21 protein-coding genes and 1 tRNA gene are annotated in these 19,826 nt (G+C 58.7%); 8 read left to right on the forward strand and 14 right to left on the reverse strand.

Translation table 11 applies throughout. The annotated features are described in order from the left end of the window. Nucleotides 1-2: 2 nt before the first annotated feature. The 8 genes from ACR0JX_RS02855 to ACR0JX_RS02890 form a co-directional block, all read right to left on the reverse strand. Entirely contained in the window at nucleotides 3-1,265 is a 1,263-nt protein-coding gene (locus ACR0JX_RS02855; RefSeq protein WP_480541227.1) for a c-type cytochrome, read from the reverse strand. Then, the gene (locus tag ACR0JX_RS02860; protein ID WP_480541229.1) at nucleotides 1,266-2,474 is read right to left on the reverse strand and encodes a formate dehydrogenase subunit gamma; all 1,209 of its coding nucleotides are present in this window, start codon (nucleotides 2,472-2,474) and stop codon (nucleotides 1,266-1,268) included. Between the two features lie 73 nt (nucleotides 2,475-2,547). Next, a complete protein-coding gene (gene fdh3B / locus ACR0JX_RS02865) occupies nucleotides 2,548-3,144 on the reverse strand; it encodes a formate dehydrogenase FDH3 subunit beta (protein WP_039530246.1) in 597 nt (198 codons plus the stop codon). Between the two features lie 15 nt (nucleotides 3,145-3,159). Next, nucleotides 3,160-6,054, reverse strand: a complete 2,895-nt coding sequence (locus ACR0JX_RS02870; RefSeq protein ID WP_480541230.1) for a formate dehydrogenase subunit alpha — start codon at nucleotides 6,052-6,054, stop codon at nucleotides 3,160-3,162. Nucleotides 6,055-6,186: 132 nt separating this feature from the next. Then, complete coding sequence (locus ACR0JX_RS02875) at nucleotides 6,187-6,375, reverse strand: ubiquinol-cytochrome c reductase iron-sulfur subunit N-terminal domain-containing protein (protein WP_170376587.1); 189 nt, start codon at nucleotides 6,373-6,375, stop codon at nucleotides 6,187-6,189. Between the two features lie 58 nt (nucleotides 6,376-6,433). Next, nucleotides 6,434-7,045 carry a TorD/DmsD family molecular chaperone gene (locus ACR0JX_RS02880; RefSeq protein ID WP_480541232.1) on the reverse strand — a complete coding sequence of 204 codons (612 nt, stop codon included), beginning with the start codon at nucleotides 7,043-7,045 and terminating at the stop codon, nucleotides 6,434-6,436. A 3-nt stretch (nucleotides 7,046-7,048) separates the two neighbouring features. Beyond that, nucleotides 7,049-7,630 (reverse strand): DUF3306 domain-containing protein, encoded by a 582-nt coding sequence (locus ACR0JX_RS02885; RefSeq protein WP_480541234.1) that lies wholly within the window; start codon nucleotides 7,628-7,630, stop codon nucleotides 7,049-7,051. Then, the gene (locus ACR0JX_RS02890) at nucleotides 7,627-8,208 is read right to left on the reverse strand and encodes a DUF3305 domain-containing protein (RefSeq protein ID WP_480541236.1); all 582 of its coding nucleotides are present in this window, start codon (nucleotides 8,206-8,208) and stop codon (nucleotides 7,627-7,629) included. Before ACR0JX_RS02890 ends, ACR0JX_RS02885 begins: the two co-directional genes overlap by 4 nt. A 233-nt stretch (nucleotides 8,209-8,441) precedes the next feature. Between ACR0JX_RS02890 and ACR0JX_RS02895 the strand changes: the two genes are divergently transcribed. Then, nucleotides 8,442-10,397 carry a 4Fe-4S binding protein gene (locus ACR0JX_RS02895; RefSeq protein ID WP_480541238.1) on the forward strand — a complete coding sequence of 652 codons (1,956 nt, stop codon included), beginning with the start codon at nucleotides 8,442-8,444 and terminating at the stop codon, nucleotides 10,395-10,397. Here the strand turns inward: ACR0JX_RS02895 and ACR0JX_RS02900 are convergent. Beyond that, nucleotides 10,391-11,119: a hypothetical protein gene (locus ACR0JX_RS02900; protein ID WP_480541240.1), complete on the reverse strand. Its 729-nt coding sequence runs from the start codon at nucleotides 11,117-11,119 to the stop codon at nucleotides 10,391-10,393. The genes ACR0JX_RS02895 and ACR0JX_RS02900 overlap by 7 nt on opposite strands. Nucleotides 11,120-11,227: 108 nt before the next feature. On the opposite strand from ACR0JX_RS02900, the gene ACR0JX_RS02905 reads away from it, so the two are divergent. Genes ACR0JX_RS02905 through ACR0JX_RS02915 form a run of 3 tightly spaced genes read left to right on the forward strand, consistent with a single transcriptional unit; the run spans nucleotide 11,228 to nucleotide 13,460 of the window. Then, nucleotides 11,228-12,289: an Mrp/NBP35 family ATP-binding protein gene (locus tag ACR0JX_RS02905; protein WP_353007783.1), complete on the forward strand. Its 1,062-nt coding sequence runs from the start codon at nucleotides 11,228-11,230 to the stop codon at nucleotides 12,287-12,289. Continuing rightward, nucleotides 12,286-12,984, forward strand: coding sequence for a biotin/lipoate--protein ligase family protein (locus tag ACR0JX_RS02910; protein WP_480541243.1), 699 nt, complete (start codon nucleotides 12,286-12,288; stop codon nucleotides 12,982-12,984). The genes ACR0JX_RS02905 and ACR0JX_RS02910 overlap by 4 nt, the downstream gene beginning before the upstream one ends. Beyond that, nucleotides 12,981-13,460, forward strand: a complete 480-nt coding sequence (locus ACR0JX_RS02915; protein WP_480541245.1) for a DUF6505 family protein — start codon at nucleotides 12,981-12,983, stop codon at nucleotides 13,458-13,460. Before ACR0JX_RS02910 ends, ACR0JX_RS02915 begins: the two co-directional genes overlap by 4 nt. On the opposite strand, the gene ACR0JX_RS02920 is transcribed toward ACR0JX_RS02915, so the two are convergent. Both ACR0JX_RS02920 and ACR0JX_RS02925 read right to left on the reverse strand, forming a co-directional pair. Further along, on the reverse strand, nucleotides 13,457-13,957 hold the full coding sequence (locus ACR0JX_RS02920) for a flavin reductase family protein (protein ID WP_480541247.1): 501 nt from the start codon (nucleotides 13,955-13,957) through the stop codon (nucleotides 13,457-13,459). The two genes, ACR0JX_RS02915 and ACR0JX_RS02920, sit on opposite strands and share 4 nt — an antisense overlap. Nucleotides 13,958-14,083: 126 nt before the next feature. Beyond that, nucleotides 14,084-14,160, reverse strand: a tRNA-Ile gene (locus tag ACR0JX_RS02925). Nucleotides 14,161-14,267: 107 nt separating this feature from the next. Here ACR0JX_RS02925 and purM point away from each other — a divergent pair. The 3 genes from purM to rnd all read left to right on the forward strand — a co-directional run bounded on the left by purM (nucleotide 14,268) and on the right by rnd (nucleotide 17,179). Continuing rightward, on the forward strand, nucleotides 14,268-15,314 hold the full coding sequence (purM, locus tag ACR0JX_RS02930) for a phosphoribosylformylglycinamidine cyclo-ligase (protein ID WP_480541249.1): 1,047 nt from the start codon (nucleotides 14,268-14,270) through the stop codon (nucleotides 15,312-15,314). Next, nucleotides 15,311-15,907 carry a phosphoribosylglycinamide formyltransferase gene (purN, locus tag ACR0JX_RS02935; protein WP_353007774.1) on the forward strand — a complete coding sequence of 199 codons (597 nt, stop codon included), beginning with the start codon at nucleotides 15,311-15,313 and terminating at the stop codon, nucleotides 15,905-15,907. Before purM ends, purN begins: the two co-directional genes overlap by 4 nt. 114 nt (nucleotides 15,908-16,021) lie before the next feature. Beyond that, entirely contained in the window at nucleotides 16,022-17,179 is a 1,158-nt protein-coding gene (gene rnd, locus ACR0JX_RS02940; protein WP_480541251.1) for a ribonuclease D, read from the forward strand. A gap of 6 nt (nucleotides 17,180-17,185) precedes the next feature. Here the strand turns inward: rnd and ACR0JX_RS02945 are convergent, their stop codons facing one another. Next, entirely contained in the window at nucleotides 17,186-17,710 is a 525-nt protein-coding gene (locus ACR0JX_RS02945; protein WP_480541253.1) for a hypothetical protein, read from the reverse strand. 140 nt (nucleotides 17,711-17,850) lie between these two features. On the opposite strand from ACR0JX_RS02945, the gene ACR0JX_RS02950 reads away from it, so the two are divergent. Beyond that, a complete protein-coding gene (locus ACR0JX_RS02950) occupies nucleotides 17,851-18,261 on the forward strand; it encodes a SufE family protein (protein ID WP_480541254.1) in 411 nt (136 codons plus the stop codon). A 9-nt stretch (nucleotides 18,262-18,270) separates the two neighbouring features. On the opposite strand, the gene ACR0JX_RS02955 is transcribed toward ACR0JX_RS02950, so the two are convergent. Both ACR0JX_RS02955 and ACR0JX_RS02960 read right to left on the reverse strand, forming a co-directional pair. Next, nucleotides 18,271-18,927 carry a DUF1638 domain-containing protein gene (locus ACR0JX_RS02955; protein WP_480541256.1) on the reverse strand — a complete coding sequence of 219 codons (657 nt, stop codon included), beginning with the start codon at nucleotides 18,925-18,927 and terminating at the stop codon, nucleotides 18,271-18,273. 192 nt (nucleotides 18,928-19,119) lie between these two features. Then, nucleotides 19,120-19,818, reverse strand: coding sequence for a corrinoid protein (locus ACR0JX_RS02960; RefSeq protein WP_480541258.1), 699 nt, complete (start codon nucleotides 19,816-19,818; stop codon nucleotides 19,120-19,122). Nucleotides 19,819-19,826 lie beyond the last annotated feature (8 nt).

Raw genomic sequence — 19,826 nt, forward strand, 5'->3', positions numbered from 1 at the left:
GTTCAGTTTCGATCAACCGTTGCTCGGCGCAGGAAAGCAATCAGGTCGTCCCGGTCTTGCTCTTGCGTGATCCGCTGCATCGGCATCTTTGACCCTGGAATGTAGTGGTCTGGCCCCACGTCGAAAAGGACGTTTATCGTCTCGTCATTCCAAATGATATCAGAGTCTTGCAGCGTTTCCGAGTAGAAATAGCCAGGTAGGGTGCCGGCTTGTCGCCCAAAGATACCATGCAGCGTAGGTCCTGCTCGGCGTTGCCCATCGGGTGTTAGGCTATGGCAGATCGAGCATTTGCGGGCAAATTGGCGCTCTCCATTGTCCATCTCTGTGGGGTCTTTCAGAAAGCTGGGCTCGGCTGCTGCCATTTGTTCCTGGTCACCAAGGGCAGACACCGGCCAGCTATACATGGCCTCATCAATGCCGCCGGCATGGATATTCTGCCCATCTGTTGAAAACGCCAAGGCCCAGACCGGGCCGCGCAGGGTAGCGCGGAAATCGCTGGCGATGCGCCATTTTTCCGTGTCGATCACCATGATATAGCCTTCACCGTCACCGACAGCCAAAAGCGAGCGATCTGGGTTGAGGGCAAGGGCCAGTATTGGGCGGCGATCCAGTGTGAAATCCCGTTCCGCACCTGTTGACAGATCGCGGATGCGGGTTACGCCATCGACCGCGCCATAGGCGATCCAGCCGTCATCTTCGTTCAGGATCAACTCGTTCAGGCCGAACCCATGTTCGACCAATCGCTGTGCCTCTTCCCCGTCGAAGACATCCCATTTCCGCAGGCTGCCATCGACCCCGGCAGAATAAAGCTGTGTACCATCGCGCGAGAACGCCACCGCATTTACCCCGCTGCCGGTTGGTCCAAGCAGAATTGCGTCTGACCCGTCAACAGGCCAAACGCCTATGGTGCCATCCCAACTGGCGGTGGCCACATGCGTTTTTGAGGCTGCGATGCCGACGATCTTGCCTTTGTGCTGGCCAACGATTTTTCCGCCCGGCCAGCGGCGCAGAGTGAAATCGTCCCCGGCTGAATAGATCGCGGTGCCGTTGAACACGACCGCATTGACCGCCGCTTCGTGGCCCTCCAGCCATTTGGGTGTCTGGTCTAACCACAGCCCGACTGAATTGTCGAAACTGGCCGTCGCGATCCGACCATCCGATGCGGTGGCAATTCCCATGATGGGGCCACCATGCCCCTTAAGCGTGAAGAAATCAGCCCAAGCAGGAAGGGGGATCAGAGCAATAACCAGAACCAGCGCGCGCATCTATTCTGCGGGTGAGGCCGCCGCCTTGCTGGCCTCTTTTTCCTGCACCTCTTCCAACCACAGCGAGTGGTGCTCGCGCGCCCATTGCTCCTCGACTTCACCGGTGCCCATGGCGTCAAACGCACCCTCCATGCCGATGGAGCCAAGGTAGATATGCGCCACGATGATCGCGATGAACACATAGGCAACCATGACATGCCAGACCTGAGCGTATTGCATCTCTTCCTGCGGTGACATCTGGACGGGCAGGCTCAGGCCCAAAGCCTGCGGAATGCCGGTTGAATTGGCAACGGCGAATGTCTTGGCGAACATTGGCAATTCGAAGGGGAACAGCAAAGATAGACCGGACAGGCTGATTGAGGTGCCCAGCAATATGCAGGCCCAAAAGATGATCTTTTGGCCTGCATTGAACTTCTTAGCGGGCGGATGGCTGCCCTTGGTGAACAGTCCCCCTCCGGCGGCGAGCCATTTCAGGTCGGTCCGGTTTGGAATGTTATGTGAAATCCAGTTCACCGTGACGATGACCAGACCCAGCATAAAGGCCCAGGCCAGGTTATTGTGCAGCCATTTGCACCCTTGGGCGATCACCGCAAACCCTTCCCTGCCAAAAATCGGGATCAGGACGTCGCGACCATAGAGGGTGAGTAATCCGGTTATTCCGAGGATGATAAAGGATCCGGCAAAAAGCCAATGACCAAAGCGTTCGAAGCTTTTGAAACGCGTAACCGTTCGGCCCGTTTTTTCACCATCTATGCGAATGCGGCCGCGGATCAGGAAGAAGAGCAGGATCAGACCCAGCATTCCGGCGATGATATAGGTGCCGTATTCGCGCAAAGGTCCGGTGCGGAATTGCCACCACCACATCCCGCCGTCTTGTATTAGAACACTGTCTGCCGGGCCGCGAGATGACACGGTGACATCTGCCGACCCAAAGCGCAGTGCGCGGTAAACATCGCTGTCCGAGGATACGCCGCTGGGTCCAAACTGCCCCAACAGCCCTTCGACGTTGCCCTGGCCGGTGTTCTCCGATCGAAAACTATTGTCCACTTTTTCGCCGCGCTGGCGGGCTAGGATATCTTCGAGCGTTGACGCACCCCCGGTCGAGGTGCGTTCATTTGTGATGGCTGGCGCCTCGGTCTCGTCGGTTTGTGCGACGACGGCTTGAGCCATCCCAATGGTCAAAAGCAATGCGATGAGTAAGCGGAACATCTGAACCTCGGTCAAAATTCCAGATCAGGCGACCCACGGGTGCGGGTCGCCTGTTTGGTTCATGAAAGCGGTCTTAACCGTCTTTCTGGTCGTAGGCGGTGCCCCAACCCCACGCGCCCGAGCCAAACCCGCGCGCGACGACGCGCTCGCGGTAGATGGCCGAGACCACGTCGCCGTCACCGGCAAGCAGGGCCTTGGTGGAACACATCTCGGCACAGATGGGCAGTTTGCCCTCGGCGATCCGGTTGCGACCATATTTGGCGAACTCTGCGGTCGAGTGCGTTTCCTCGGGGCCGCCGGCGCAGAAGGTACATTTGTCCATCTTGCCGCGCGATCCGAAGTTGCCTGCCTGTGGGTATTGCGGCGCGCCGAACGGGCACGCGTAGAAGCAATAGCCACAGCCAATGCACAGGTCTTTGGAATGCAGGACGACCCCTTCTTCGTTCTGATAGAAGCAGTCGACCGGGCACACCGCCATGCAGGGCGCGTCTGAACAATGCATACAGGCCACCGAGATCGAGCGTTCGCCCGGGTCGCCGTCATTGATCGTCACCACCCTGCGGCGGTTCACGCCCCACGGCACCTCGTGCTCGTTCTTACACGCGGTGACGCAGGCATTGCACTCGATGCAGCGTTCGGCGTCGCAGAGAAATTTTGCTCTTGCTGCCATTTTCTCTTCTCCTCCTTACGCTGCCCAGATCTTGCAGAGAGTCGCTTTGGTCTCCTGCATCTGGGTCACTGAATCGTAGCCATAGGTCTGGGCGGTGTTTGTACTTTCACCCAGTACATAGGGATCGGCACCTTTGGGGTACTTCTCCCTCAGGTCCTCGCCCTGGAAATGGCCACCAAAGTGGAACGGCATGAAGGCCACACCGGCACCGACCCTATTGGTCAGCATCGCCATCACCTTAACCTTGCCGCCCTCAGGACCTTCGACCCAGACCTGTGATCCGTCGCGAATACCAAGGTTGTTGGCATCGCGCGGATTGATCTCGACGAACATGTCCTGCTGAAGCTCGGCCAGCCACGGGTTCGACCGTGTCTCATCCCCACCGCCTTCATATTCGACCAGACGACCTGACGTGAGGATTATCGGGTAATCCTTTGAAAAGTCGTTCTTCTGGATCGAAGCATAAAGGGTAGGCAGGCGATAGGCCTGACGGTCCTCGTAGGTTGGATAGTCTGCCACCAGATCACGCCGGTTTGTATAAAGCGGCTCGCGGTGCAGTGGGATCGGATCCGGGAAGGTCCAGACAACCGCGCGGGCTTTGGCGTTCCCGAAAGGCGCACAGCCATGCTCGATCGCCACCCGCTGGATACCGCCAGACAGGTCGGTTTTCCAGTTGGTCTCTGGTCCTGCAACGGCGTCGATGGCTGCACGTTCCTCAGCCGTCAGATCACCGTCCCAGCCAAGGTCCATCAGCATTTGCATCGTGAATTCGGGATAGCCATCCTGAATTTCCGATCCAACGCTATAGACCCCTTCGGCCAGCAGGTTGTCGCCGTCCCGTTCCACCCCGAACCGAGCGCGGAAGGTCAGGCCACCTTCGGCCACCGGCTTGGACATGTCATAGAGGTTTGGTGTCCCCGTATGACCCATCTCCGGCGTTCCCCAGCAAGGCCAGGGCAGACCGTAATACTCGCCGTCGTTGGGCCCACCAATGGCTTGCAGCGTGGTTCTGTCGAACGTGTGCTGATTGGCCATATGGCTTTTCAGGCGCTCTGGCGACTGACCGGTGTAGCCGATGGTCCAGAGACCGGCGTTGAACTCACGCGTGATGCTTTCAACATTCGGGGTTTCCGGGTCGTCCATCTCGATATTGCGGAACAACCGATCCGCCCAGCCGAACTTGTTGGCGAACTTGGCCATGATGACCTCGTCCGGCAGGCTTTCGAACAGCGGATCCACAACCTTGTCGCGCCACTGGAGCGAGCGGTTCGAGGCGGTGACAGAGCCACGGGTTTCGAACTGCGTACAGGCTGGCAACAGATAGACGCCATCGGTGCGGTCATGCAGCACGGCCGAGACGGTGGGATACGGGTCGATCACGACCAGCATGTCCAGCTTCTCCATCGCCGTTTTCATTTCCGTCATCCGGGTCTGCGAGTTGGGCGCGTGGCCCCACAGAACCATGGCGCGGACGTTGTTGTCCTGATCCATGTTGGCCGGGTCTTCCAGAACACCGTCGATCCAGCGGGAAACAGGAATGCCGCGCTCATTCTGCAGCGGTTTATCCTTGCCGTCCTTGTCCTTGATCGTCGCGAACTGACCTGCCAGCCATTCGGGATCTTCACCCCAGACACGGGCCCAGTGACCCCAAGCCCCTTTCGAAAGGCCATAATAGCCGGGCAGGGTATGGGACAGAACACCAAGGTCCGTCGCGCCCTGCACGTTGTCATGGCCGCGGAAGATGTTGGTGCCACCACCCGACGTGCCCATGTTGCCCAGCGCAAGCTGGAGCACGCAATAGGCGCGGGTGTTGTTGTTCCCGTTGGTGTGCTGCGTTCCACCCATGCACCAGATCACGGTGCCGGGGCGGTTGTTGACCATTGTCCGGGCAACGCGCTTGAGCTGAGAGCCGGGAACACCGGTGACACGCTCGGTTTCTTCCGGGTTCCAGTTGGCAACCTCGGTGCGAATCTGGTCCATCCCCCAGACACGGGTGCGGATGAACTCTTTGTCCTCCCAACCGTTGTCGAAGATGTGCCAAAGGATACCCCAGATCAGAGCAACGTCTGTGCCGGGACGGAACCGCACATACTCATCCGCATGCGCCGCGGTGCGCGTAAAGCGCGGGTCGCAGACGATCAGCGGGGCGTTGTTCTGCTCTTTCGCGCGCAGAACATGCAGCAGCGAGACGGGGTGCGCCTCGGCCGGGTTGCCGCCTATGATGAAGATGGCCCGAGAGTTGTGGATGTCATTGTACGAATTGGTCATGGCGCCGTAGCCCCATGTATTCGCAACGCCCGCAACAGTGGTCGAGTGGCAGATACGGGCCTGATGGTCCACGTTGTTCGTGCCCCAGTAGGCGGCGAACTTGCGGAACAGATAGGCCTGTTCGTTGTTATGTTTCGCGGATCCCAGCCAGTACACGCTGTCCGGCCCAGATTCTTCGCGGATGTTCATCATGCCGTCGCCGATCTCGTCGATCGCCTGTTCCCAGCTGATGCGTTTCCATTCCCCGCCTTCCTTTTTCATCGGATACTTGAGGCGGCGTTCGCCGTGGGCGTGCTCGCGGACCGAGGCCCCTTTGGCGCAGTGCGCACCCAGGTTGAACGGGCTGTCCCAGCCGGGTTCCTGCCCGACCCAAACACCGTTCTGCACTTCGGCAACAACCGTACAGCCGACCGAGCAGTGGGTGCATACGGATTTGATGTTTTCAACGGCCTGGTTCGCCGCTGTCTGGGCACTGGCTGGCGTCACGGTTCCACCCGTGGCGCTGATCGCGGCGAGGCCGCCGATCGTCAGGCCCGAGCCACGCAGGAATGCGCGGCGATCGACGGTTTTCTCGCCGACCTGGGACAGGATACTTGTCCGCTGGGGGCGTCTCGCAACCCCGTTGGTCTTTTTCCTAAGCATTGTTTTCCTCCCTTGCTGGCCATGATGATCATGGCTGGCTTGGTACTGTTGATACCGACGTCAGGGCCAATCGCAACCGTCAGTCGGGTGGTGACATCGTCCGGCGGCTAGGCCGGGCGCAGTCGAGGCGGCTTAGAAGCGCGCGCTTTCCAGATACGCGCGGGTATGCGCGGTGTCCTGCATACGGGTCTCGTCCGTCGGCAGCTCGGCTGCTTCGGCTTGACCGCTCAGGCTGGCAGCGGCAACAGCAGCAGGCGCTGCGGTTCCGGCCAGTTTCAGGAAGTCGCGGCGCGTTGCGCCTTCTTCCTTGGTCTTGCTCATGGGTGTCTCCTCTCCCATTTGCGATCTAGCGCCAATTCGGGCGCTGGCGAGTGGCGGGTTATGCCGCCGTCATTCGGAAAGCCTCGCGCTCGATCTCCATGAACACCCGACCGGCAGTACCGACCGAAGCATAGAGAACCGAGTTTTCAGCGGCTTCCAAATCCGAATAGAAATGCGCGGCCCAGGGGCCGATATGTTTGTTCCAGAACGCTTTCTGGTCATCCAACGAGGCAGGCGCTCCAAAGCGTCCAACGATCATGCCTGCCATCATCTCCATCAATGAGGCGATATTGTCTTCGGGTTCGAACACGTTTTGCGCCCGAGTGATGCCGCGCACGGCCATATCATTGCGCAGTTGCGCCAAAGGTTTTTCGTTCAGGAAACCTGTCAGATAGAAGCTGGCATAGGGCAGCAACTCGCCACGCCCCAAGCCAATGAACAGCGCGTTGAACTCGCGCTCGGCGGCGGCGGGTTTGGTAACCTTGGCCACGCGAGACATCGCCTGAATGGCTTGTCCCAGATCGGTTTCATCGCCGCTTAGCCCCGCCATCTGGTCCAGCAGCAATTGATCCGGTGGACCGGCCAGAAGCAGACCGAGGAAATTGTAGAAATCCGCGCGCAGCCGATCCTCGGCTGAGATATCCAGTGTTTGCGCGTTATCTGCGGTCATGCGTTATCCTTCGAATTCAAATCTCATGCGACGCGGGGCAGGGGGAAGCTCTGTGATCTCGTCCTCCGCATCGAGCTCGGCCATTGGGACAGGTTTCGGGGCTGACTCCGCAGCCATGATTGGCTGGACCTCAGGCTCATCCTCCGGCTCTTGAATCTCAGCCTCGATTTCATCTTCCTCGGTCTCAGCCGCCAACGCCTCGACATGGGCCAGCATGCCTTTGCCAACCTGATACGCGGTTTGCAGGTTCTCAACCACGCAGGCGGCGTCGGTGTAATCCTCGCCGTAGTCGACAAGACCATCCACATTGGCCAGCACCGGGTTCAGCCGCCAAAGACGTCGCAGAGCGCGGCGGCGCAGACGGTCTGGCACAGCTTTGGCCATGAAACCCGACACATCATCGCCCGCCTGCAAGTGATCAGGATCCGGCAGGTTAAACTCGGCCAATATCTCGGCATCGCTTTTTTCTTCCAACTCGGCCTGCCGAAGGGCAATCACCTGTTCTTCTGCGGCAATGACCTCGGCCTCAGCTTCGGCCTGAACGGCAGCCTTGCGGCGGGACCAGAAATCGCGGGTCTGGGTCATTGCACAACCCTCCGCGGCGCGCGGTATACGTCTGAATCTTGCCGGATCCGCGCATCGCCTTTGCCATCCTCAACCAGATCGGTCCGTTTCTTGTCGCGGCGGCGTTTGATGAAAACCTCGTCGCGGTGATGTTCCAAGGTAAAATCGCGCACCCAGGCAATCAAACCTTCGGACATCGGGATTTTCTCGACCAGTTCCTCACCCGTATCCGCATAGTCCTGACCTTCGAACGGAGAGGCTGTGATCAGCACCGCATCCATCGGGCGTTTCCCGTCCAATGCATCGCGCAGAACCAGATAGATCGACGGTTGCCCATCAGACAGGTTGACCATGTAGGCCTCAGTCTCATCCACCCAAAGGGTCAATGGCAGGGTGGCGGCGTGATATTCGACAGCATCACCCTCGCGGCGCAGTTCAACCCAATCCGCAGGGCCTGCACCCGGCAGGGCAGCGACCGCGCGCCAATTCCACTTGGCCCAGCGGGTGACCCCGGGCGTTTTGCGCACAATGACGCCAACTGGCATTTCGATACAGCTTGCGGCCTTGGCCACTGGCTCCTCCCCGGCAGGCTCTCCCATGCCTGGCCTCATGTCCACTATGGTACACAACCTGTTGTTCTGCCAAGCCCCTGCACTGCGACTTTAGTCGTATTTCGATGTTTTCCTTTCATGTGGGAATTTATCGATTGGCCGGAATCGCTAAATTCCCGTGTGAACGCTGTTTGATTTTTGCCGAGGTTAGGCGTTTACATTGCCGTACCCGCAATACAGCCTACAGTGCGGTGGGGGGGCGAGTAAGTCGGGGAGGGGATATGACTACCAAGCTTTTACTTTGCGATTGTGAAGGGTCACAGCCCGTAGATGCTGAGCGGATCGGATCCGCCTGCGATCTGGAGTGTTCGAAAGTTCACACCGGATTGTGCACCCGCGAGCTTGGTTTGGTGGCCGATTTTCTGACAGGTGAGGATCCAGTGCTGATTGCCTGTGGGCAAGAGCAGGATGTGTTTCGGGACCTGGCCGAGGATCTGAGTGTTGAATCGCCCGCTTTTGTGGACATCCGGGATCGCGCGGGCTGGTCAGAGCAGGCGCAGGATGCGGCCCCTAAAATGGCTGCTCTGGCAGCTGAGGCCCTGATCCCGATGCCCATCACACCCAGCGTGGACGTGATTAGCGAGGGGACCTGCTGCATCATTGGACCCTCCGAAGTTGCATTTGAACTCGCGGATCGTCTGGCCGGCGTGCTGGCCGTGACAGTTCTGGCAACTGATGGTGGCCATCCCACGACCCGGTCTTTTGACGTGGTTCAGGGGCAGGTGCGGTCGGTCACTGGCGCGTTGGGAGGATTTACGCTGCGGATCGACCAGCTGCAGCAAATGGAGCCTGGGGGTCGCGGCGCTTTCGCCTGGTCCGATCCGCGTGATGGGGCCAGATCCGCCTGTGACATTCTGATTGATTTAGCAGGTGGCACGCCGCTGGTTCAGGCCCCTGCCAAACGCGAAGGGTATCTGCGGGGTGATCCGCGCGATCCGTTGGCGGTCGCGCGCCTGGCGTTTGACGCGGCGCAACTGGTGGGGACGTTTGAAAAACCGCTCTATGTGCGGCTTGAGGAAACGCTCTGCGCCCATTCGCGCGCCGAACAGGTCGCCTGCACCAACTGCCTTGATATCTGCCCAACCGGGGCGATCACACCAGCCGGAGAGCATGTCGCAATCGACCCGATGATCTGTGCGGGTTGTGGGGCCTGCGCGGCCTTGTGCCCTTCGACCGCGATCACCTACGAGGATCCGCCGGTATCCGCGATCCTGTCTCGCATGCATGTTCTGGCGCGCACCTATCGTCGGGCCGGTGGCAGTGCACCGCGCTTGCTGGTGCATGATGCCCATGGGGCTGAGATGATCCGGTTGGCCGCGCGTTTTGGCCGTGGCCTGCCCGCCGATGTGATCCCGATGGAGCTGAGTGTCATCTCAGGGTTCGGCCATGCCGAGATGTTGGCAGGTCTGGCCCACGGGTTTGCGCGGGTGGACATCCTGCTTGCGCCAACGACTGAGCGGGATGCACTGGATCGGGAACTCGCGCTGGCTTCGGCCATCGCCACAGATGCCGGTCTGAGCTTTATTGATGAGGCCGACCCGGACGCGTTGTCTGATCTGCTATATGCGCAGTCTGTTCCGGCACCGCTGACAGACCCTGTGTTGCCCCTTGGCAATCGCCGACAGATCACGCGGCTGGCGGCACAAGCGTTGAACCCAATGATGGAAGAGCCGCTATCCTTGCCAGAGGACGCCCCATATGGTGCGGTTGCGGTGGATACGGATGCCTGCACCTTATGTCTCAGCTGTGTTTCGCTGTGTCCCTCGGGGGCATTGATCGACAATCCGGACAAACCGCAACTGAACTTTCAGCAGGATGCTTGCCTGCAATGTGGCCTATGCCGGAACATTTGCCCCGAGGATGCGGTCACACTGGTGCCGCAGCTGGATCTGAGCGACACGGCCCTGTCTCAGCAGGTGTTGAACGAAGAAGAACCTTTTGCTTGTGTCGAATGTGGTGCCCTGTTTGGCGTGAAATCGACGGTGGAACGCATCATGGAGAAGCTTTCGGGCACGCATCCGATGTTTGCCTCGTCCGAACAGGCACGGATGATCCAGATGTGCGACAATTGCCGGGTCGGCGCGCAATTCAAGATGGAGGACAATCCGTTCCAGTCCAATCCCAAACCTCGGGTGATTACGACGGATGACTATTTCTCCAAGCGGAAGGATCATTGATGCTGCAGCGGCTTGCCAAGATCCGCCGCTTCAATGATCGAAACAAAGGCCAAGATGGCGTCGAGGTCGTCCAATGTCATCTCAACCGGATGAATGGGCGATGGGCGCGCCGGATCAAAGGGCGGCGTCAGCCCATCGATCTGAGTGAAGGCAGGGTGAGGGTTCAGCGCAAAGAAGGCCTGAAACCGTTCATCCCAATCCGGAAGGCTGCGCAAAACCGCAAAAGAGGGGGTCGAGCCCAACCCGTTCATCCGGTTTTTTGGACCGATCACGTGACAGCGGCCACAATGGGTCATCGAAAGTTCTTCGCCCAGGGTCACGTCACCATCGGTTGTCGTTACGCTACCGGTGACGGCGACCTCAAAACTGGCGCTAAAGGGCGCGCCCTGATCAGGCGCAAAGCTTTCGACTGTGCGTTTCCCGATGTCGGATGTCAGCCAATCCCGGAATCGGGCCTGCCGGGGGTCGTCCTGAATGCTCAGATGGTAGATCACACCTTCGCGGGCAAAGACCGGATCACCAGTTGGACCCGCCGTCAGCGACATAACACCGCTTTCGTCCGCAATAACCCGTATCCCGGTCTTGAGCGAAAAGCGTGGAAGAATATGTTGCAACAGGCCGGTGTCTGTCACCTCGGACGGGGCGGCGAGGCCGATGGCCTCTTGCGACCCGGAAGGGGTGGCGGTGAGCGTCAGGCTGAGGCACAACAGGACAAAGCGCATGGCCAAACCTAACGGCCAACAGGCAAATGCGTCAAATGAACCAGGTAAGACGGAGACAGGTGCGATGAAATGCAGCCATGCGATGGAGCAGGTTTTGGGGATGAAGGCATGAGTGTCCGTGACGCGGTTCTGGCGAACCTGAAAAAGATCACTGACCCGGTCTCCGGTCAGGATATTGTCAGCGCAGGGGTTGTCCGTGCACTGAATGTCGAAGGCGATACCGTCCGGTTTGTCATCGAGATCGATCCCAAACATGCTGAGCGTATGGAACCCGTGCGCGCGGCAGCCGAACAGGCCGCACAGATGGTGGATGGGGTCGCCAAGGTCTCAGCCATGATGACCGCGCATTCCGATAAGGCCCCGCCGGATTTGAAGCCCAAGCCCAAACCTTCGCAAACCGGTCCGCAGGCAGTCCCCGGTGTGGATCGGATCATCGCCGTGGCCTCGGGTAAGGGCGGGGTGGGTAAATCCACCGTATCCGCGAACCTCGCCTGTGCTCTGGCTGCCGAAGGCCGGCGGGTGGGTCTGCTGGATGCGGATGTCTATGGCCCGTCTCAGCCTCGGATGCTGGGCGTGTCGGGACGCCCGGCCAGCCCCGATGGTAAGACGATCCTGCCGCTACGCAATCATGGCGTCACCATGATGTCCATGGGTCTGATGACCAACGAAGGCCAAGCAGTTGTCTGGCGGGGTCCCATGCTGATGGGCGCATTGCAACAGATGATGAGTCAGGTGCAATGGGGTGCCTTGGATGTGCTGATCGTTGACCTGCCACCCGGCACCGGCGACGTGCAACTGACGCTGAGCCAGAAATTCCAGGTGGACGGCGCGATCGTTGTATCGACCCCTCAGGACGTAGCCCTGATCGACGCCCGCAAAGGGATCGACATGTTCAATCAGCTCAAGACGCCGATCCTGGGGATGATCGAAAACATGTCGACGCACATCTGTTCGAACTGCGGGCATGAGGAGCATATCTTCGGCCATGGTGGCGTCGCGTCAGAGGCCGAGGGCCTAGGCGTTCCGCTGCTTGGGGAAATCCCGCTGCATCTGGACATCCGACTGGCCGCAGATGGCGGCGCGCCGATTGTCGTCAGCAAACCTGACAGCGCTCAGGCAGATTCTTTCCGCAAGATTGCCCGTGACCTGATTGCCAAAGGCAACGCATGAGTGTTCCGGTCTTCCCTCCGCTGCTGACAGGTCTCGCCGCGAAGGGGGGCGAGGATCCGTTCGAAAAAGCGCAGGCCATGGCGGCTTTGGGCTGTGATGCGGGCACGGTGATCCACAACGTTCAGGCTGACCGCCTGCGCGTGGCTGTCGTGTTCGCGCCCGAAGTGCCATTGCAAGACGCGATGGCGATGTTGCCGCTGTGTGCGGTGGGGTTTCAGAACGCTTTGGGCGCGCTGGCCCCGCCCGAAGTGGCTGTGCATCTGGGATGGGACGGACTGATTTGCGTGAACGGCGCAAAATGTGGACAGTTCCACGTTGCAGCCTCGTCCTCCGATCCCGCTCAGATGCCTGACTGGCTGGTGATCGGATGGGAGCTGGCACTGCTGCAAACCAGTGATGCGCCCGGAAACACGCCTGATATCACCGCGCTTTACGACGAAGGTTGCGCCGACGTGTCTGCGACTCAACTGGTGGAAAGCTGGTCACGGCACATGCTGACCTGGCTCAACCGCTGGCAAGAGGATGGCAACGCGCCGTTGCATGGCGAATGGCTGGGCCTTTTGCGCGGAGTGGGGGAGCCTCTCACCGATGGGGGCGTCTTCCTAGGTACGGATGAACGATTTGGCATGTTGATCCGGAATGGTGAAGAGACCCACCTGCGCCCGCTGACAGAGCTATTGGAGGCAAACCAATGAAACTCGCCCGCGCGATCCATTTCGATGAAAGCGATATGAACGTGTTTCATTCCCCTGCGCGGACCGGGGAATGGTGCATCTCGGGCGGGTTCGAGTTTTCGAACTGGGGGCAGGGCGATCTTGAAGGGAAATCCCGACAAGCTTTTGCCAATGGTTGGTTGGGGCTGGAAACCTTCGGACGAGTGACCTTTGTCGCGGTGACCCAGATTGAAGCGGCAGAAAAAGATCAGATCATTCAGAATCTAGCCGAGCATTTCGTGCAGTTCTACGGTGCGCCTTCAGTCGAAGCGGCACACGGCGTGGCGCAATCGGAAATCGATCATATGTCGGAGCTTTGCCAGGATCACGCGCCCAATACGCTGTTAACTGTCGCACGTGAGCTGACGGAAAGCGGCGTGCATGAAGCGTTTCGGGTGATCACACCGCAAGAAACACAGTTAGAGGCGCTGGCCGTGCATGGCTCGCTTGACGACTAGACGTTGTCGACAAAACCACCGAACTGACCGCGTTTGAAGATCAGTCCTTTGCCAGTGCGGAACATCACCTGTTCGACCTGACCCACAAGGATCAGGTGATCCCCGGCTTCATGTTTGGTGTGCAGCTCGCAGTCGAACCTAGCCAGACATTCGGCCAGCTGCGGGCGACCTGCTGCGTCCAACTCCCACTTGGCATGTGAGAAATCGGTGCCGTCGCGGGCGAATTTTAGCGCGGCGTCCTGTTGTTCCTGCGCCATGACGTGGATCGCATAGTGCTGGCAGGAATTGAACGCGTTGAAGCGAAACGAGTCTTTGGCCAGACACCACAGCACCAAAGGCGGATCCAGCGACACGGATGCAAAAGAGTTCACGGTGATCGCACGGGGGCCGTTTTCCGTATGCGTGGTCACAACCGTAACACCGGTCCCAAAACAACCCAAAGCCGCGCGAAAATCGCTGCTTTGATCGGGGCCGGGGATAAAGGTTTTCTCGGTCATCGCACGCTCTTGTCTTCGCCGCGCCTCAGGTGCCATGCGGCAAAGGTTTTGTCCATCAAAAGCTGTGCGCGGCAGCTTCTCAGCCAGAATGCCGGATCGACGCGTCAACAGGCGAATTGGGAAATCTGGTAGGCCCGGCAGGACTTGAACCCGCAACCAAAGCGTTATGAGCGCTCTGCTCTAACCAATTGAGCTACAGGCCCGCCTGAGCGCTTTGAGTATCACGGTGAACGCCCGCGTCAAGCCTGACCGTTGCAACAAGACGCACAATCGACTAACCCGCCCGCAACGCATTCTTGAGGGACCTACCATGACAGCGGGCAAGAACGGAATCACCTATGCTGATGCAGGTGTGGATATTGATGCAGGCAACGCTCTGGTCGATCGGATTAAGCCCGCCGCCAAGCGGACGAACCGCCCCGGTGTGATGAGCGGTCTGGGCGGGTTTGGCGCGCTGTTTGATCTAAAGGCAGCGGGCTATGACGACCCCATCTTGGTCGGCGCGACTGACGGTGTCGGCACCAAGCTGCGGATCGCGATTGATACCGGTGTTGTCGATGGCGTTGGCATCGATTTGGTCGCCATGTGCGTCAACGATCTGATCTGTCAGGGCGCTGAGCCTTTGTTCTTCCTCGACTATTTCGCAACCGGCAAGCTAGACACGGATACTGCTGCAAGGATCATCGAAGGGATTGCCGAAGGTTGCGCGCAGTCAGGTTGCGCGCTGATCGGTGGCGAAACCGCCGAGATGCCAGGCATGTATCCCGATGGTGATTTCGATCTGGCCGGCTTCTCGGTCGGTGCGATGGAACGGGGCGCTGATCTGCCCGATGGTGTCCAGGCCGGAGATGTTCTGTTGGGGCTGGCCTCGAATGGGGTGCATTCCAACGGCTACTCTCTGGTCCGCAAACTGGTTGAGATTTCGGGTTTGGGTTGGGACGCAGACTCACCCTTTGGTGGAGGTGCGTTGGGTGAGGCACTGCTGACGCCGACGCGCCTTTATGTAAAACCAGCACTGGCTGCGATTAGGGCAGGGGGCGTGCATGCGCTGGCCCATATCACAGGCGGTGGCTTGACCGAGAACCTGCCGCGCGTCTTGCCCGAAGGTTTAGGGGCCCAGATTGATCTGAATGCATGGGATATGCCGCAGGTTTTCAACTGGATGGCTGAAACCGGCGGGATTTCTGAAGCTGAGATGCTGAAGACCTTTAACTGCGGCATTGGCATGATCGTGGTTTGCGCGGCCGACCAAGCAGACGCGCTGTCAACTTTGTTGGCGGATGCGGGTGAGGACGTCTCGCGCATCGGCACTGTCACCGACGCAGAAGGCGTGGCCTATTCAGGCAAACTGCTGTGAGCCACAAGCGCGTTGCGATCCTGATCTCCGGTGGCGGGTCCAACATGGTGTCGCTGGTCGACAGCATGACCGGCGACCACCCGGCGCGGCCCTGTCTGGTCTTGTCCAATGAGGCGCAGGCGGGCGGTTTAACGAAGGCCCGGGATCGTGGCATTGCAACCGCCGTAGTGGACCATCGCCCCTTCAAGGGCGATCGTGCCGCCTTTGAGGCCGAGCTTCTGAAACCACTGGAACAGGCGCAGCCAGATATCGTGTGCCTGGCAGGGTTCATGAGGGTTCTGACGGCTGATTTTGTCTCACGCTTTCAGGGGCGGATGCTGAACATCCATCCGTCGCTGCTGCCTAAATACAAGGGCCTGAATACCCATGCGCGCGCTATTGATGCGGGGGATGCCGAGCATGGTTGCACCGTGCATGAGGTGACCGCCGCTTTGGATGACGGCCCGATCCTTGGTCAGGCGCGGGTTGAGGTTTCGCCGGGCGATACGCCCGATGATCTGGCTGCACGGGTATTGGTGTGGGAGCACAAATTATACCCCGCAGTGCTGCGTCGTTTCGCGGATGGCAACAGTTCACCCCTTATGCTGCCCTGATCGCCCCTGAGTGATTTACAGATCCCTAAAATTCGTCCTATGGTCGCATCTATCGCTCGGGACGCGGAAAAACGGGCAGTCACATAAAGAACAAGAGCAAGAATAGTACGGCGCATGAAAACCCTGACGACGACGCAAGAGCTGGCCGAGTTTTGCTCGGCTGCTGCAGGCTATCCCTATGTCACAGTAGACACCGAGTTTCTGCGCGAACGGACCTATTACTCGAAACTGTGCCTGGTGCAGCTGGCCGTGCCGTCAGAAGATGAGGACAGCGCCGTTCTGGTCGACCCATTGGCAGATGGTCTGTCGCTTGAGCCGCTTTACGACTTGTTTCGCAACGACAGCGTGGTCAAAGTGTTCCACGCCGCTCGGCAGGATCTTGAGATTTTCTGGGTCGAGGCCAACGTCTTCCCAACACCCTTGTTTGACACGCAGGTTGCCGCGATGGTCTGCGGTTTTGGCGAACAGGTGGGGTACGAAACCCTTGTGCGCAAAATTTGCAAACAGGGTGTCGACAAGACGTCTCGCTTTACCGATTGGTCGCGGCGGCCGCTGACGGATGCGCAAAAAACTTATGCCCTGGCGGATGTCACGCATCTGCGCAAAATCTATGAACATCTGGCGGCGGAACTTGAAAAGACCCGGCGCAGCCACTGGGTCGCGGAAGAGTTGCGCACCCTGACTCAGTCGCAGACCTATGACATACAGCCCGAAGATGCCTGGAAACGGGTTAAGACGCGCACCAATTCGGCCAAGTTTCTGGCCGTTGTGCGAGAGTTGGCGCAATTCCGCGAGGCGTATGCGCAGGAAAACAACGTGCCGCGCAATCGGGTGTTCAAGGATGATGCCCTGATTGAGTTGGCCTCGACCAAGCCCAAAACACCCTCTGATTTGGGTGGCTCTCGCCTGTTGCTACGCGAAGCGCGCAAAGGTGCGATTGCCGACGGAATTCTGGCCGCGGTGAAACGAGGCGTGAATTGCCCGGCGGACAGGTTGCCCAAAGTCGATACCTCGCGGGACAAACTCAAGGTTAACCCGGCGCTGGCTGACCTGTTGCGCGTGCTCTTGAAATCGAAGACCGAAAGCTCTGGGGTGGCGGCCAAGCTGATCGCAACAAGTTCGGAACTGGATCAGATCGCGGCGGGCGAGCGTGAATTGCCCGCCATGTCCGGATGGCGCTTTGAAGTTTTTGGTGAGGATGCACTGAAACTTTGCGAAGGTAAGATCGCGCTGGCCGCCAAAGGGCAAAATGTCAAAGTTGTCTCGCTTTAGGCACGGTTAGCGCCGGCGCGACTCCAATGCGTTTTGCTGTCCGACCACACGCACCAGGCGAATGCCATCCAACTCCTGAGTCGAGACATTGATTGCATCCGACACCATACGCGTCCGCTCAGACCCTTGCGGTGTCTGGGTTTTGGGATAGTCGACGCGGAAGGTGTATTCCAAGATGCCGTTCTTCTGGTTCTCTTCCGACTCCACCCGGACCAACCGCGCATCAAACGCACCCTGCCGGATCGCCGTGCCTGAGGCATAGACGATGGCGCCAGACGGGATCGGTTCGATACGAAGCTCATCAACCTTAGCAATAGGAACGCTGGTATCTTCTTCTTCGGGGCGGGCGAACAGGCCACCACCCTGACGCTCCTGCGGAATCAGTGCATTTGCCTCATCGGCAGGAGGGGCTTCAACCGGGGTCGATCTGCTACCGCCGAACCAGTTTGACGGGTTGACCCGCGAATCCCGCCAGCCGCAGGCGGACAGGGTCAGTGAGACGACGACAAGTAGGGACAGAGGTTTCAGCATGGACCCACAGCTTTATGATGGCAGTTCAGCCAATGGGTTAGCGCAATTTCCACGCCTTGAAAAGCCACGGCAGGGGCTGGACAGCGATGATGCCTGAGCTTAGGTCACAATTGTGAAGACAACGCAAGGATCGCCCCGCCATGGCAACGCCCGCCTTTGAAGAAATCGTTGAGGATTTTGAGTTTCTCGAAGACTGGGAAGACCGATATCGCCATGTGATTGAACAGGGCAAAGCGATGGAACCGTTGGATGACGCCTTCAAGGTGCCATCGACCAAGGTGGATGGATGCGCCAGTCAGGTCTGGCTGCAACCAATGATCGAGGATGGCACGTTCCATTTTGATGGCGACAGCGACGCCTTGATCGTGCGGGGACTGATCGCGGTATTGCGATCCTTGTATAACGGTTTGCCTGTGGCCGAGGTGGTGAAGGTGGATGCAGGGGGTGAGTTGGCCCGTCTTGGCCTGCATGATCACTTGTCTGCACAACGTTCAAACGGTTTGCGATCGATGATCGAGCGCATCCGAGAAGTCGCACAACAAAACCTCTGATAACCTCCCTTAGCGGTTGGCCCAGTCATTTAGCGTGACTTCAAGATCGCCATAACCGGTCATGCGACGCTCGAACGCCAACCCCATTTTCTCGGCGCATGCCCGGGCGCGTTCGGTGAGGACCGGATCATCCGTCTGAGCCTGATAAACCAGTTTGGTGTAGTTTCCGAAATACATATCGCGTAGTTCTGGGTGACGGTCCAGGCCCAGCGGTTTCCAGACAAAGGCGTCGAACTGCCGGGCCAGAAAGTCCGTCAGGTAAAAGGCCGTTGTTTCATCATCGTCGCGATCAGCAAAGGTCTGATTACCTTCAAAAAACGAGTAACAATGAGGACCTTTGATCATCTCGACCCCAAGCTCTTCGCAGGCTTTTTGCAACAGCCCTCCGGTGCCGCAATCTGCGTAGACGACAAAGATCTGGTGATAGTCATTGCGGTGTTTTGCCACCGCATCTTCGACTGCCTGAGTGATGCGGTCCGGGTGAATATGCAGGATCGCGGGCAAACAGGTCAGGGCCATATGGTCCCAGCCGTTGCGTTTTTTCAGGTCCAGAATCTCACGCGCCAGAGCCCCGCACGCGATCAGCAATATCTGCTGCTGGCCATCGTTCTCGGAATATCCATCGGTGGTCAGGCTTGCATCGTCAGGTAAAGTGTTCTGTGGCATGGCTTTGAACCCGTCAGCTTCTGGATAAAAGAATGATCTTTCGTACAGGAAGGCAAGTCTGGTGCCGACTTTCTGCCTATGGCCACCGACGCGTTTGCTGCACAAACTGATGACAGACCAGGGACGTGCCACTGCCGCGCATAAAAAAGCCGCCCAAGATCGGGCGGCTTTGTTTTGGATTGCTTTGCCGGATCAACCCGCCATCTGATTGTGCTTGCGCGAAACAAACTCCTTGGCGGTTTCAACAGCAACAGCCGCATCACGGCAGTAGGCATCAGCGCCAATGGCCTTGCCGAATTCTTCGTTCAACGGCGCGCCGCCGACCAGAACGATATAGTCATCACGCACGCCTTGCTCGACCAATGTGTCGATCACGACTTTCATGTAAGGCATGGTTGTGGTCAGCAGGGCGGACATGCCCAGAATATCGGGCTCTTCGCTTTCCAGCGCTTCCAGATAGTTTTCGACCGGGTTGTTGATGCCGATATCGACAACTTCGAAACCTGCGCCTTCCATCATCATCGAAACAAGGTTTTTGCCGATGTCGTGGATGTCACCTTTGACGGTGCCGATGACCATTTTGCCAACGCGCGGCGCACCGGTTTCGGCAAGCAGCGGCTTGAGGATAAACATGCCGCCCTTCATAGCGTTCGCCGCCAGAAGAACTTCGGGTACGAAGAGAATACCGTCGCGGAAGTCATGTCCCACGATGGTCATGCCGCCAACAAGCGCTTTGGTCAGAATATCGTACGGCGCCCATCCGCGTTCCAGCAGGATGTTCACACCTTCTTCGATTTCTTCTTTTAGGCCGTCATAAAGATCATCGAACATCTGTTCGACAAGTTCATCGTCATTCAGTTCGGACAGGACGATATCTTCTTCATCAGACATGGGGCGTT

It is taken from the genome of Ruegeria sp. AH7 (genome assembly GCF_056541325.1).

What these genes read in the sequence shown, in the direction of transcription:
- purM (WP_480541249.1), top strand. Translation starts at nt 14,268, where the DNA reads ATGACAGCGGGCAAGAACGGAATCACCTATGCTGATGCAGGTGTGGAT.
- ACR0JX_RS02955 (WP_480541256.1), bottom strand. Translation starts at nt 18,927, where the DNA reads ATGCCACAGAACACTTTACCTGACGATGCAAGCCTGACCACCGATGGA.
- ACR0JX_RS02890 (WP_480541236.1), bottom strand. Translation starts at nt 8,208, where the DNA reads ATGGGAGAGCCTGCCGGGGAGGAGCCAGTGGCCAAGGCCGCAAGCTGT.
- ACR0JX_RS02905 (WP_353007783.1), top strand. Translation starts at nt 11,228, where the DNA reads ATGAGTGTCCGTGACGCGGTTCTGGCGAACCTGAAAAAGATCACTGAC.
- fdh3B (WP_039530246.1), bottom strand. Translation starts at nt 3,144, where the DNA reads ATGGCAGCAAGAGCAAAATTTCTCTGCGACGCCGAACGCTGCATCGAG.
- ACR0JX_RS02960 (WP_480541258.1), bottom strand. Translation starts at nt 19,818, where the DNA reads ATGTCTGATGAAGAAGATATCGTCCTGTCCGAACTGAATGACGATGAA.
- ACR0JX_RS02880 (WP_480541232.1), bottom strand. Translation starts at nt 7,045, where the DNA reads ATGACCGCAGATAACGCGCAAACACTGGATATCTCAGCCGAGGATCGG.
- rnd (WP_480541251.1), top strand. Translation starts at nt 16,022, where the DNA reads ATGAAAACCCTGACGACGACGCAAGAGCTGGCCGAGTTTTGCTCGGCT.
- ACR0JX_RS02920 (WP_480541247.1), bottom strand. Translation starts at nt 13,957, where the DNA reads ATGACCGAGAAAACCTTTATCCCCGGCCCCGATCAAAGCAGCGATTTT.
- ACR0JX_RS02950 (WP_480541254.1), top strand. Translation starts at nt 17,851, where the DNA reads ATGGCAACGCCCGCCTTTGAAGAAATCGTTGAGGATTTTGAGTTTCTC.
- ACR0JX_RS02870 (WP_480541230.1), bottom strand. Translation starts at nt 6,054, where the DNA reads ATGCTTAGGAAAAAGACCAACGGGGTTGCGAGACGCCCCCAGCGGACA.
- ACR0JX_RS02945 (WP_480541253.1), bottom strand. Translation starts at nt 17,710, where the DNA reads ATGCTGAAACCTCTGTCCCTACTTGTCGTCGTCTCACTGACCCTGTCC.
- ACR0JX_RS02910 (WP_480541243.1), top strand. Translation starts at nt 12,286, where the DNA reads ATGAGTGTTCCGGTCTTCCCTCCGCTGCTGACAGGTCTCGCCGCGAAG.
- ACR0JX_RS02900 (WP_480541240.1), bottom strand. Translation starts at nt 11,119, where the DNA reads ATGCGCTTTGTCCTGTTGTGCCTCAGCCTGACGCTCACCGCCACCCCT.
- ACR0JX_RS02915 (WP_480541245.1), top strand. Translation starts at nt 12,981, where the DNA reads ATGAAACTCGCCCGCGCGATCCATTTCGATGAAAGCGATATGAACGTG.
- ACR0JX_RS02895 (WP_480541238.1), top strand. Translation starts at nt 8,442, where the DNA reads ATGACTACCAAGCTTTTACTTTGCGATTGTGAAGGGTCACAGCCCGTA.
- ACR0JX_RS02860 (WP_480541229.1), bottom strand. Translation starts at nt 2,474, where the DNA reads ATGTTCCGCTTACTCATCGCATTGCTTTTGACCATTGGGATGGCTCAA.
- ACR0JX_RS02885 (WP_480541234.1), bottom strand. Translation starts at nt 7,630, where the DNA reads ATGACCCAGACCCGCGATTTCTGGTCCCGCCGCAAGGCTGCCGTTCAG.
- ACR0JX_RS02875 (WP_170376587.1), bottom strand. Translation starts at nt 6,375, where the DNA reads ATGAGCAAGACCAAGGAAGAAGGCGCAACGCGCCGCGACTTCCTGAAA.
- ACR0JX_RS02855 (WP_480541227.1), bottom strand. Translation starts at nt 1,265, where the DNA reads ATGCGCGCGCTGGTTCTGGTTATTGCTCTGATCCCCCTTCCTGCTTGG.